We start from the raw sequence: 12410 nt of genomic DNA on the forward strand, positions 1-12410 counted from the left end.
AGACTAATGTATTAGGCAATTCTGGATCACAGTTGAGGGAAAAAAGTCGCTCATCAAAATTTTGTTTAAAAGTCCAGAGCTGGAAGACACGCTTAATATCTTACAGGTGGTTGAGCTGCAGCTAAATGAAGCAATTGAGTGGATTGAGGAAATGGTCGGAGTGTGGTTGGATCGGGAGCGGGTGGCGAAGTGTTGGGGGTGATCGGTGGGAGCTACTTCGATGGCTGTAGATAGTTCTCTAGCGCTTCAGTTACAAGAGCATTGAGATTGATTCCCCGCTGCTGAGCTGCGATCGCAGCTTGTCTATGGAGCTGAGTTCCAGGTCGGATATTGAAGCTCCCCTTGAAGGAGTGCTCAGGCTCTATTGCGTTTTCAGCACAATCGGTTAGATACTCATCAATGGCTTCTTGAAAAGCTGATTTGAGTGATTGAACATCAGTCCCTTCATAGCTAATCAGGCTGCGGATGAACTCAACCTTGCCATAAAACACTTCATCTTCGTTGCTGAAATGGACAGATCCAAAATAACCTTGATATTCGATCATATTTTTCATATCAGCCTTTCCTCCTCTAAAATGTCGATGACTTGTTCAATTTGATATTTCTTCAATAGGTTGCGCGGATGAGGTTTATGAAGACTGATGACAAGGCCATCTGAATTAATGAAACGTCTCCTAGACCCGCCAGTTTTACCGGTGGAGACTTCAGAAAATTGAAAGATGGACAATAGAACAACCAACTCATCCCAGGTAAAGTCTTTAGGGCGTGTGAGGAAACGTTTGATGAGCTTTTCTTTCCGGGTCATGCTCAGTACCAGCGCTATTCTCATTATCTAAAGGTTTCTCAACATTTGCAACTAGAAATAGTTGCAAATGTGTTCATTTCAGGGATTGTTCACTAACCCAAAAGCCTGAACGTACCTACCCTCTCTTACTCATGGTGTCAGAGGTCTATTAGGTAGATACAGCAAAACAATTGACAAAACTAAAAGTGTGACTATCATGGCTGCAACGTCATCAGGTGTGGGCCATGTTTGATCGCAAAGAGGAACTGTTTCAGGCAGTCTTGAACAAAGCCTTTCAGATGCTAGAGCACTTCGTTTTGGGGATTGAACTTCCCAATTGGTTGGCCCCTTTAAGTATGTTGGGTCTGTTGGCTGCATTTATCAAGTTGCTACCCTCTATCCAAAAAGGATCATTGCTAGCGGGTATTGGGGGTTACTTACTGTTAGGCTTATTGCTGGTCAATGCGATGGCGTTATCATTGTTTTTGTTCTTACCAGGGAAGCTGATTCGGTTTAAGTCTCCATTAGCAGCACAAGCGGGGTGCCATCTACTGAAAATATTGTTGATGGGTTTCTTTGTGATGCTGAAGAATCTGGTAGCTTTTTCCCTACAAGTGCTATTTGACCTGTCGATATTACTGATTGCTGCCCTTACTTATCCATCTCGTAAGGCTCCAATTTACCTGAACCCATGTTGAGTTAAGCGCGATTAGATTGGATATATTACCCACGCAAATACTCAAACGATTAAATTTAGCCCCTCACTTTGCTTCAAAGCCAATTTTCAGCTTTGGATTCTTCGATCAAGATGGTCGTAGTTTTTTGGCTCTCCGGTAATTAGCGTGGTGACACCCTACATATAGTGTTTATTCCTTAGTCATCCCTATGGAATGATCTGAGGAGGTACTTCAGAACGAGAGTGTCATGGATAACTCAATTCGCATTCCCCTCAACCTTCCCGATGTTCAAGTTCTAGAGCTATCGAAGACGGAACGAGGGGATTGGCTGATCAAAATTGAGAGTACTCTGCAAGGAACAACCTGCCACAAATGTGGACATGAGATTACTGACCTTCACTGCCATGATCAGGCTCTTCGAATTCGTCACTTGCCATTGTTCGAAGTACCAGTGTATTTAGAAATTCGGCCCAAGCGCTATCGATGCGGGTATTGCGATGACCATCCCACAACAACTCAACGCTTAGAATGGCATGAACCTCGCAGTCCCAATACAAAAGCTTATGAGCATTGGCTTCTGCGTATCCTGATCAACTCAACGGTCTCAGATGTTGCTAGAAAACTAGGCGTTAGTGAAGGTGTCGTCAGTGGCATTATTGATCGCTGGATTGCCTGTCAAGTTGACTGGAGCGAATATTTAGACCTCAAGGTTATCGGGATTGACGAGATTTCGCTGAAAAGAGGCCACCGTGATTTTGTAGTTTTGATCACGATTCCTACCACAGGCGGAGTAGACATATTGGCAGTTCTGGCCGACCGCAAACAACAGACCGTTGCAAATTTTCTTCAATCGATTCCCCTTCATTTACGCCAAACCATTGAGCGGGTTTGTACTGATATATATCAAGGATTTGTCAGTGCAGTCCGTGAACAACTCCCTCAAACAAAAATTGTCATTGACCGCTTTCATATGGCCAAAGCCTATCGTAATTGTGCCGATACAGTTCGTAAACGGGAGGTCAAACGTCTACGCCAAGAACTCCCTAAGCAAGACTATGACAGTATCAAAGGTGCGATGTGGGCCTTTCGAAAACGGCCTGAGAATCTCCAGGAGTCAGAACAACAGTTGCTTGAGCGAGTGTTTGCTTATTCTCCTGAGATGAAGCAGGCCTACAAACTCCGAGAGGAATTGACACAGATATTTGAGGGTAGGTACACCAAAAACGGAGCTAAATGTGCCATCCGGGCTTGGTGTAAACGAGTCCTCAAAAGTGACATCAAGGATTTTGAGAGTTTCCTGACCACTGTCAACAATTGGATGGATGAGATGACCAACTATTTTCTGGAGGGATGGACCAGTGGCTTTGTCGAAGGATTTAACAACCGAGTTAAGGTCCTAAAAAGACGATGCTACGGTATTTTCGATATTGAAAGGCTCTTCCAAAGGATTTCGCTTGACCTCAATGGGTATCAGACTTTTGCCTTGACCTAAACACTATATCTAGCGGCTATCACGCTAATTCCCAGAGAGCCTGACTTAGGCTTACAACAAATAATATTTGTACTAAGGTCAGAAAGCTATCCTGCAATGCAGATTCGCCCAAATCATATCCTTCAACAAACTTTTTTAAGTTTTTGCATAGTAGAACAAATACCCATAGAAGAATAAAAGCTGAGATGCATTTTGCAATATCCATGCTGTTTATAACCCAACACAATTCACACAACACTCAAAAGAGAAAGGATGTAATTAGAGTGGGTATGGTTCAAGTTCTAGTATGCCAGGATAACGCTCTTGTATAATTCAAAAATCCATAAGCCCCTTGCATAGTAGTACTTCTAATCTTTTTCTTTTCAGCAAAAGTGTTACCCTAGTTTGAAGAGTGTAAATACTTGATAGCTTGAAGTCTTAAAACTCTCTTCAATATTGGCTTTCGGCGATCCTGTGAGAAAAATTAGGCGTATGTCGGCTTAACCCCTTAAAGGGGTGAAAGTACTGGAAACTCGTGGAATTTGGGTGGAGGGGGCATGGAGATCGGGCTTATTGAGAATGAGGCAAGAGTGATTTAAGGGTACGTCAATGGTCCTTATCTACACGTAGCTAATTCGTTCCACTGTTCTGAAACATCCAAATCTTAATATGAAAAATTAGTGCCTATAGTGAAATTGAGTCACGGTTTTTAGCAATACTGTTCTACTCATCATCCGTTAATTGAGTTAAATGAATGTGCTTATAACCGAGCTTGATTTCAAACTCATCGCCAGTCTGTAAACCCATCCTTTCGGTGTAGGTAGACCCGATAACCATCTGCCCATTCTGATGAACTTTGATCCGATAGGTTGCCTCTCGACCTCTACCGTCGCTATTGGCATCACCATCTAGTGAAATGCCCTTGGCTTCCAAAATGGCATTCATAAAACCACTCAGGTTAACTTGCTTGCCGACTACATAGCCACACTCTTTCGCTTTTTCCCGCTTTGATAGGTGAGATAAGTCCTTGAGCTTACTGAGTAGTTCTTTCCCGACCAAGGGTTGAATATCTTGTTTCTTTGCGGCTGTCTTTTTCTTTGCGGCTGCTGTTTTTTTAGCCATTAATGCTGTATGTCCTTGACTGAACTAAATTGCGAACGATTTAGCCTTTAAAATCACTGATTCTAGAAACCATTAGTGTTTTGTGAGATTTATTGTAAATATATTACGCTTCCTGTGCGCATCTTTGGATCTTCTCTAGTCTATGTCTTACAACGTATGGTGACTACGAAACATCACCATCAGAACAACCCTTGTAAGATTTTCTGCTGAAGAGGCAAGGCTTGCTCAGCAGAAAAACAATCACACAATAAGGTACAACCGTAGTAATAGTTACTCAGGGTGATGACGGCTTCAGGATGATCGTAGGCGAGGGTAGGAAACCGAAATTTTTTAGATCCGAGAAAGGGATGTTCTTCTTGATCCGGGTTAGAAATATCAGCCACTAATTTGCTTTTTTCAATAATTTCTTGGCGCTTAGAGAGTTTTGCCAGCTCTTCAAGTCGACGGACCTCCCCTGAAAAGTACTGCCTACAGACTGGAGAAAATTGGTCTGGATGTTGGAGCACATAGTCAAAGAATAAGGCTCGGACCTCATCGATGGTCTCAAGCGTCTGATTTTGTTGTTGCAGTTCTTGTTGATGCCAGACATGTACTAGAGCATCGGCAAAATCAAAATTTTTGCCAGCCTTGAGACTGCGTTTTGGCACTGGCCCAAGATTGCACTTGAAGCAGTGAGCTAACACTAAGTCATGGCTGAATTGATAGCCCACATCAAAGACTCGACTGATCCGACGTGCCGGGTCAAATCGATAATAATAGTCTGAGCAAAAGGCACGGATGGTGATGGCAGATTGAATAGGATGGGTATCTAAACTTTGGCGGGCTGAGGTTGGGCTGGACCTGTGAGTTTTGAAAAGATGGATGATACGGGTTGCGATCTCACCTCCCTCCTGAACCTGCTCCAAGGCTTGTGGATCCTGACCCTGTAAATAGTCGCTAAGTCTAGTTTTGAACGTCTCCAAAAAACCTTCTGCTTTTTGAAGGGGAAGCATTTGAGCAATAAACCAAAACACTTCATACCAAGCAGAATTAAACAGATGGGTTTCATTGAAAAGGACTGAGAATGCAGCCTCGGTATCTGTGTTGATTTCATCAAGGAGGGCTAAAGCCACAAAATATTCATGAAACGACAGATGCGAAAATCGATAGTGATTCCATGAATCCTGAGTGATGATGCCGTAGCTCGCCTCCAACTCCCGCAAAAACTCAGTGGGTGATAAACCGCCCTGTATCTCAAGATCGATACTCGCATGGCTTAGAAATGCTCGCGAAGCCGGAAAAACTTTGTCATCATAGTCAAAGGCTGCTCTAGCTATAGTCTTCAATAACGTCATTTTCTCTTGATAGGTCTGGGCAGGGATGACCGTGGCTGCAGGCAGCATATGGCCATAGTTCAAATCTCCAAGAATATGTTCAAACGCCATCTCGTAAATTTGATGCCGCTTTTGCGGTTTTTCGCGAGCGGATTCAAAAGCAATACATAGAAGGGTCAATAACAAGGGGGTACTGGCTAAATCGAAGCTATCTCTGAAGTCAGCCTTGTTTGTGTTTAGCCAAGCCATGAAAGAGGTCGCCTGATCAGGAGTAGCCCGAAACCAATGCTGGGCAAATTCTTCAATCTGGTTGTCCGTAAATTGCTGAATCGTGGCTTGGGTAAATTGTTCATAAACCTGACGACTAGCTGCTGTTCGACAGGTAATCACAACTCGATTTTTGTAAAACAGGTCAAACTCGGTTAAAGCCAGGGTCTGAGCCTGAGCCACAGGAATTTCGTCTTCGCCATCCAGTAACAATAAAACGGCCCCCTGATCAAAAAGCTGCCGGAGCAGAGCCGGATCTAGGCCACAAGTTTTCCCATAAACCTCACTGATACAAGTCAAAAGATCCTGCTGTTTCAAGGGTTGGGCAATGTCTCGCAAAGCCACAAAAATAGGCACTACTTCCGGCATCAGTTTTCCCTGAACGCATTGCAGAGCCAGGTATTTCAGAAATGTAGTTTTACCCGATCCAGGCAGTCCTAAAATATGAAGATGGGAGTATTTTTCAATGGCCTCTTTGCCATTAAGACTTTCTGTCAACTTTGTGATGGTTTGGGTATCATTCCCCGCCAAGGGATAGATACTATCTCCCTGTAAAACCCGCAATTGGGTATAGATTGCTTCTACAGGCTGAGCCTTATCCATGCCGAGAATGCGTATAGCACCACAGCGTTGCTCAATATAATCTTGTAGTTGTTGGCGGGCTTTTCGTACTTCCGGTGACCCCTGAGAAAACTGAGGTGTAGGAGCCATACCCTCAGCAATATCTTGCCAAGGAATCTCTAAAAAATCACAGATCTCTTCAAACTTCTGGGACCAGATCTTTTCCCCCCTCAAAAATTTGCCGACCACAGAGCGATCAATTCCCAAGGTTTGGGCCATACCCTGTCGGGTCAAGCCCTTCCGTTTGAAGATTTGCTGGGCTTGCTCTACTCCTTTTGCAGATGCTTGCAGAGCGGGTTTGCCTCGATTGGATGATGCCATGATGATATTTTAGGCTTGACTTGTGGATATTATGATGATTTTATGAAGAAGTTACGCAAATAATATCATCAAGAATACAAATAATAAGCATTATGAATCGTATTATGTCGATTTATTGATGACATCTGTAGGCTGACTTCTATCTTACTGAACCACAGGCGATTTCGGTGTTTGCCCTGACGTTCATCGCAGAAGTGATCTACTCAATCTACTACTTCTGAGAGTGATGGTCTTAATTTGCTCTCATAGCAAGGCAACTGACCCTGAAACATGTGTCGCTGCTTTCAAAACAGGAAAAATTTTAGGAGGTAGCTCATGAAACACATCCCAAAATTATCAAGCATCCTAGCTATCTACCCGATACCTTTTTGTTTCAAATTAATCCAGATGGCTTACTTCTTCACCTGTGATACTACCAGCAGAGATCAATTGAAATCACAGCTTTCTGAATGCTCTGGCAAGTTTATAGAAAATGACCTGAGGTTTAACTGTGAGGCATCTATATTTCCCATGCTTGTTACTTCTTGGTATGAGTTGCATTGCACTCTTTTCACCACTTAAAGGCCAGCCTCAAGTCAACACAGTTGATGCCTATCAATCTGAATCTAAACGATTAAAGGTAGAACCTCAAAGGTCTCGTAGCGGAGGAGGTCCTGAACATCTAGAGGATTTAGCTCGACCTGGGCAAAATCAACTATCCCATGGATATTTTTGAATACCCTTCTTTCCTAGAATTCAAGGTAAATGCGCATGTTTGTAATGATCTGTCTTGCGATTGCGATTGGTATTAGTTGCGGGGGAGGGATTATCGGCTTGATTTGGTGTCATCGAGGCAATCAAGCTGTTGACAGTTTCATGCCATCGGAGCAGCTAATCGGCTTGTACGGAGTGGTTAACATTCCGTTTGGACATGGCCACCCAGGAAAGGTACGAATCAATATCGGTGATTCTGTCCTCAATCTGCGGGCCTTTGCCTACGATTCGGAGGATTTTGAACGGGGCAATTCGGTTCTCGTTGTAGCTGTTGAAGACAATTATGTCCTGGTCATCTCTGAGGATAGTTTGTATATCTTGGCCCAACAAGAATGTATGGGTCTTGGTATTGACCCGCTTCTAAGAGATTACATATAGTACGCTCCCCACTCATTTCTACAGCAATCAGCATTTTCGATAGAGGTATTTTGCGATGAATCAGCAACTCATCTTGTCCCAAAGATTGGATGCCATCTTGGCCCAGTCAACAGAAAAGACGACTTCCTCCCAAGAGATTGAGTCCTCTGTTAAAGGACCTTCGTCTCCTAACCTATGGAGTGTTGGCTTGCCCCTGACCGTAACTGTCTTAGGCAGCTTGGTCGGCATCTGGTTCTTAAAAGCTTTTTTGGTCATTTGCAAACCGAATGAAGTGGTTATTCTCTCAGGACGCAAGTGGAAGACCCCCAATGGTCAAAAGCTAGGGTATCGGGTATTGACAGGGGGCCGAGCCATTCGAATTCCGATTGTAGAAACTGTTAAGCGGATGGATGTAACGACGATGGCAGTACCGGTGGAAGTCCATAACGCCTATTCTAAGGGCGGTATTCCCCTGCATATTCAAGCGATCGCCAATATCAAAATTTCGAGCGATTCGCGGGTGGTTGGCAACGCCATTGAACGCTTTCTAGGTCACAAACGCACTGAAATTATTAGGGTGGCTCAGGAAACCCTAGCCGGATATCTGCGGGGCGTGGTGGCAACCTTGACCCCTGAACAGGTGAATGAGGATCGCCTCCAGTTTGCTGAACGCATCGCCTCGGATGTCAGTCGAGAACTGAGAACGTTGGGTCTACATCTCGATATTCTCAAAATTCAAAGCGTGGCCGATGATGTGGACTATCTCAGTTCGCTGGGGCGACAGCGGATTGCCATGATCTTGCGGGATGCTGAGGTGGCAGAATCCGATGCACTCACGACCGCAGAACAGATAGAGGCGGAATGCCAAGAACAGGCGGCAGTTGCCCAAACCCAAGATCGAACCGTAGTTTTAGAGCAAGAAAATCAACTCCGCAAAATTAAAGCTAAATTGGAGCGCCAGGCCCGATCTGAAGAAGAAATTACTGTGGCCGCAACCAATGAGCGGCGGGCTAAAGTAGAGCAAATTTTGCAGAAACTGCGGGCTGACGTAGAGCGGCTGCGGTTGCAGGCTGACCAAGTCCTACCGGCTCAAGCCCAGCAGCAAGCAGCCGAACTACGGGAACAAGGTGATGCAGCGATTTTGGCAGAAAATGCCCGAGCGGCAGCCCGGGTCAATGACATGCTTGCTGAAGTGTGGCAAGACATTGGTACCGATGCCTCTCAAGTGTTTTTGATCCAGCAAATTGAAACTGTGTTGCGGGAAGCAGTCCAAATTCCTGAACGACTTCATCTGCACCAGGTCAAGGTGGTGGATAACGGCGATGGTGAGGCCGTGGCTAGCTTGCTGAGGGTTTACCCCCAAGTGGTCCACCAATTTCTTGATAGCCTACACCAGACTTTGGGCATTGACATCGTAGGTACCTTGACCCAGACCCATGGGCCGCAGTCTCTTACCCACCCTTTGCCTCAACAAGGAGCATAATTATGGAACTGATCACCTTCTTGCTTGGTCTGAGCAGCCTTAGCTTGGCTGCAGGCTGGAGTGTCACCAAGAATTTCTACTGCATTTGTCAACCCAGCGAAGTGTTAATCTTTGCGGGGCCTCATACTCAGCTCGCCAATGGTCAAAGAAAGGGCTATCGCTTAGTGAAAGGGGGCAGCAGTTTGCAGATGCCTCTGTTAGAGCAGAGTTTCCGCATGGACCTAACTAATATGATCATCGACCTCCAGGTGACCGGGGCTTATTCTAAGGGCGGCATTCCATTGACTGTGACTGGAGTCGCCAATATTAAAATTGCTGGAACAGAACCCACCATTCATAACGCTATTGAGCGCCTTTTGGGCAAAAAACGCCAAGAGATTGAGCAGCTTGCCAAAGAAACCCTGGAAGGGAATTTACGTGGAGTCGTAGCGAGCCTAACCCCTGAGCAGGCAAACTCTGACCAGATTGCCTTTGCAAAGAGCCTATTAGAAGAAGCTGAAGCGGATCTAGAAAAGTTGGGATTATTACTCGATAGTTTACAGATCCAAACCATTGCCGATGAGGTCAGCTATCTAGATTCTTTAGGCCGCCAGCAACAGGCAGAACTGATTCGAGATGCGCGGATTGCCGAAGCAAAGGCCACGGCAGAGTCTCAAGTTCTTGATTCTGCAAATCTGCGCCGTACTGCCTTACGGCAGCTGCAACGAGATGAAGAAATTGCTAAAGCTGATGCCCAAAAGCGAGTGCGTGATGCTTTAAGCAAGCGGGTGGCAGCGATTGAGGAGGTTGAGTCTGTGGTAGGCATCCAGGTGGCCCGCGTCGAAGCAGAGGCAGCGGTAGAAACGGAGCGAATTCACCAAGTAAAACAGCAGCTCCAGGCCGATGTAATTGCGCCAGCAGAGGCGGATTGTGAGGTTGCGATCGCAACTGCTAAAGGTAAAGCAGCTCAGATTATTGAAGAAGGCAAAGCCCAAGCGATTGGCACTCGCCAATTAGGGCAATCTTGGCAAGCAGCAGGAGCGGCGGCACAAGACATTTTCATGTTTCAGCAGCTCCATATTTTGACTAAGCTGATGGCGGAGAGTGTGCCAGAGGTTAATGTCCAGAATATTACTGTGATTGATGCCCAGAGAGGTGCCACTGCTACTAAACTGGCCGCTTTTCTAGAACAATTTCAGCAATCTACTGGCATGGACATACAACAGATGCTGGCAACAATGACTTCCCTCGAATCTCCCTCTGAATCTCTGTTGTCTGAAATTGAATCAGAGTCATATCCTCAAGGGGGGCATCTCATGATCAATTAGATGATGAAACGTGTCAGGACTGAGTATCTAAGATCGATATTCTTAGTATTATTGACTATTGAATAAGATTTTTCTGAGAAATTGACTATTTCAAGAACTTAATTTTCCTAAAATTCTCAATTAACATCTTGGATACTCAGTACTGACATTTTCGACGAAGAAGCCCAAAAATTATCGGCTGATCACTGACCTATTTGATGATGTGTCATTTCCTGCAACCTTGTTAGCTAGGGATGTTCATCAGCGTTGGGAAGAAGAGGTGACCATCGATGAATTCAAAACTCATCTGGTAGAACGAAAAGTCGAAGTGCGTTCTGAAAATCCCCGAGATGTGATCCAGGAAGTCTACGGTTTACTGATCGGGCATTGGGTTGTGCGTCAATTAATGTCACAGGCAGCAGCTGAAGCTGAAATTTCACCTTTGAAGATAGGATTCACAGCCAGTGTCAAAGTGATTTGTAGAGCTGTCCGCAAGTTTCAGGGACTGTTGAATGAGCAGTTTGAACATGAAGTTGCATGGCTGATGAGTGAACTACTTGATGAAGAGTTACCGGAAAGAGCCAACCGATATTATCCACGAGTTGTGAAGAAACAGCGTTCAAAGTACCCCTCTAAAAAGATGAAACCTAGACAGAAATCAAGAAAGAAGGTGATGCCTCTAATCCCTTTAATACCAATTGTTGCAGCCTAAGTGAACAGCATTTGGACAGAATCTATATGCAGATGAAATCTAGCTCAGCCCCATTGCATAAGTATCGTGCTCAAGCCTCTAATTAAAATCTGAAAACCACTATCCCAATGGATCAAGCACTGCTGGAATTACTGTTGCAAGCTCACAGCCATTTGCAAGGATCGATACCTCAACAGCAAGCCTTCGCCCAACTTTTACAATTAACAGGGCGAAGTCATGAAGATGTCCTAGAACGGCAGTTACTAGAACTAGTCTTGAAGGCTCGTACACATCCTTCAAAATCAGTAGCTAAACAGGAGAGACTGACTCGGTTAATCATGCTAATCGAGCAATCAGAGCGATTTTCTCGCTTGAGGAGATATGCTCACTACTATTCACCTCCTATGTTTGAAGACTTATACAACGAAGTCAAACAGAAAACCTGGATTTATATCTGTAAAAAGCTTGAATTGTATCGACCTAATAGAACAGTGATGGCTTGGGCAAATTCTATACTTCGCTTTAAATTTCTAGAAGTGATCAATGAGCAAAATTTGCAGCTCACACTCTACTATGACCCACAAGTTTTAGAATATATAGCTCCTAATATAGGTATTGAAACTTCACAGACTGAAGATTATGAAAATCTGCGGTTGTTTCTAGAGAACGACCCTGAGCAATTACTCTCTACCTATTCTATAAATAACTACCCCGAAATCACCTTTCAATACCTAGCGATTGCTCACCATATTCAGGGTAAAACTTGGACAGAATTATCAACTCAAACAGGGATCACAATTCGAAATCTTTCCTGTTTCTTTCAACTGAAATTAAGAAAATTATTACCCTATTTCAGACGATATCTTTAGAGTCACTCATCTTCTCTCAACCTACTTGTAATTTATTCCCTCTGTATCCTATGAAATCTACAATTCCCACCTTTAGTTTCCCAGTGCCCTTGACCTCTAAAACTTGGGTAAGCGTTCAAAAACATATCCATCCGCAATTGGATACAGAACATACTCAGCAAGAATTTCGGAAAAAATTAGCCCTCTATGCCGTAGATTTTTATCTACAATGTATGGCTTTTCAAATTAACCCTGAAGGGGTTGAGCCGAGGTACGAGTAAAAAGATGAAAAATGGTTCCAGAACCTATATATTCAAATATGTTCATCTATTCTCAACCAGGACAATCGCAACGTAGTTACAGGGTTTTCAGACGAAATAGATATACAGCATTTCGTGTAGGTAAATCATCAAAAC

Annotated in this window: 14 protein-coding genes; 10 read left to right on the forward strand and 4 right to left on the reverse strand. The window is 44.2% G+C overall.

The window, feature by feature from the left end:
- Positions 1 to 61: 61 nt before the first annotated feature.
- Entirely contained in the window at positions 62 to 202 is a 141-nt protein-coding gene (locus HRE53_RS26665) for a hypothetical protein (protein WP_235111538.1), read from the forward strand.
- Positions 203 to 212: 10 nt separating this feature from the next.
- On the opposite strand, the gene HRE53_RS26670 is transcribed toward HRE53_RS26665, so the two are convergent.
- Entirely contained in the window at positions 213 to 554 is a 342-nt protein-coding gene (locus HRE53_RS26670; RefSeq protein WP_235111540.1) for a type II toxin-antitoxin system HicB family antitoxin, read from the reverse strand.
- Positions 551 to 805, reverse strand: a complete 255-nt coding sequence (locus HRE53_RS26675) for a type II toxin-antitoxin system HicA family toxin (RefSeq protein ID WP_212661605.1) — start codon at positions 803 to 805, stop codon at positions 551 to 553. Before HRE53_RS26675 ends, HRE53_RS26670 begins: the two co-directional genes overlap by 4 nt.
- 224 nt (positions 806 to 1029) lie before the next feature.
- On the opposite strand from HRE53_RS26675, the gene HRE53_RS26680 reads away from it, so the two are divergent.
- Both HRE53_RS26680 and HRE53_RS26685 read left to right on the forward strand, forming a co-directional pair.
- Positions 1030 to 1482, forward strand: a complete 453-nt coding sequence (locus HRE53_RS26680) for a hypothetical protein (RefSeq protein WP_212661604.1) — start codon at positions 1030 to 1032, stop codon at positions 1480 to 1482.
- Positions 1483 to 1708: 226 nt separating this feature from the next.
- Positions 1709 to 2953 (forward strand): ISL3 family transposase, encoded by a 1245-nt coding sequence (locus HRE53_RS26685; RefSeq protein ID WP_235111541.1) that lies wholly within the window; start codon positions 1709 to 1711, stop codon positions 2951 to 2953.
- A 702-nt stretch (positions 2954 to 3655) separates the two neighbouring features.
- On the opposite strand, the gene HRE53_RS26690 is transcribed toward HRE53_RS26685, so the two are convergent.
- Together HRE53_RS26690 and HRE53_RS26695 are read right to left on the reverse strand one after the other, a co-directional pair.
- On the reverse strand, positions 3656 to 4054 hold the full coding sequence (locus tag HRE53_RS26690; protein WP_212661602.1) for an AbrB family transcriptional regulator: 399 nt from the start codon (positions 4052 to 4054) through the stop codon (positions 3656 to 3658).
- A 179-nt stretch (positions 4055 to 4233) separates the two neighbouring features.
- Positions 4234 to 6576: a helix-turn-helix domain-containing protein gene (locus tag HRE53_RS26695; RefSeq protein ID WP_235111542.1), complete on the reverse strand. Its 2343-nt coding sequence runs from the start codon at positions 6574 to 6576 to the stop codon at positions 4234 to 4236.
- A gap of 529 nt (positions 6577 to 7105) precedes the next feature.
- Between HRE53_RS26695 and HRE53_RS26700 the strand changes: the two genes are divergently transcribed.
- The 7 genes from HRE53_RS26700 (at position 7106) to HRE53_RS26730 (ending at position 12275) form a co-directional block, all read left to right on the forward strand.
- Positions 7106 to 7291, forward strand: a complete 186-nt coding sequence (locus tag HRE53_RS26700; RefSeq protein ID WP_235111543.1) for a hypothetical protein — start codon at positions 7106 to 7108, stop codon at positions 7289 to 7291.
- A gap of 35 nt (positions 7292 to 7326) precedes the next feature.
- The gene (locus HRE53_RS26705; RefSeq protein ID WP_212661600.1) at positions 7327 to 7707 is read left to right on the forward strand and encodes a hypothetical protein; all 381 of its coding nucleotides are present in this window, start codon (positions 7327 to 7329) and stop codon (positions 7705 to 7707) included.
- A gap of 55 nt (positions 7708 to 7762) precedes the next feature.
- On the forward strand, positions 7763 to 9169 hold the full coding sequence (locus HRE53_RS26710; RefSeq protein WP_212661599.1) for a flotillin family protein: 1407 nt from the start codon (positions 7763 to 7765) through the stop codon (positions 9167 to 9169).
- Positions 9170 to 9171: 2 nt separating this feature from the next.
- A complete protein-coding gene (locus HRE53_RS26715; protein ID WP_235111545.1) occupies positions 9172 to 10476 on the forward strand; it encodes a flotillin family protein in 1305 nt (434 codons plus the stop codon).
- A 259-nt stretch (positions 10477 to 10735) separates the two neighbouring features.
- The gene (locus tag HRE53_RS26720; RefSeq protein WP_235111547.1) at positions 10736 to 11167 is read left to right on the forward strand and encodes a hypothetical protein; all 432 of its coding nucleotides are present in this window, start codon (positions 10736 to 10738) and stop codon (positions 11165 to 11167) included.
- Positions 11168 to 11274: 107 nt separating this feature from the next.
- Entirely contained in the window at positions 11275 to 12015 is a 741-nt protein-coding gene (locus HRE53_RS26725) for a sigma-70 family RNA polymerase sigma factor (protein WP_212661596.1), read from the forward strand.
- Positions 12016 to 12065: 50 nt separating this feature from the next.
- Entirely contained in the window at positions 12066 to 12275 is a 210-nt protein-coding gene (locus HRE53_RS26730) for a hypothetical protein (RefSeq protein ID WP_212661595.1), read from the forward strand.
- The last annotated feature ends 135 nt before the right edge of the window (positions 12276 to 12410 follow it).

The sequence above is a fragment of the Acaryochloris sp. 'Moss Beach' genome, from assembly GCF_021497025.1.
Classification (GTDB): Bacteria; Cyanobacteriota; Cyanobacteriia; order Thermosynechococcales; family Thermosynechococcaceae; genus Acaryochloris; species Acaryochloris marina_A.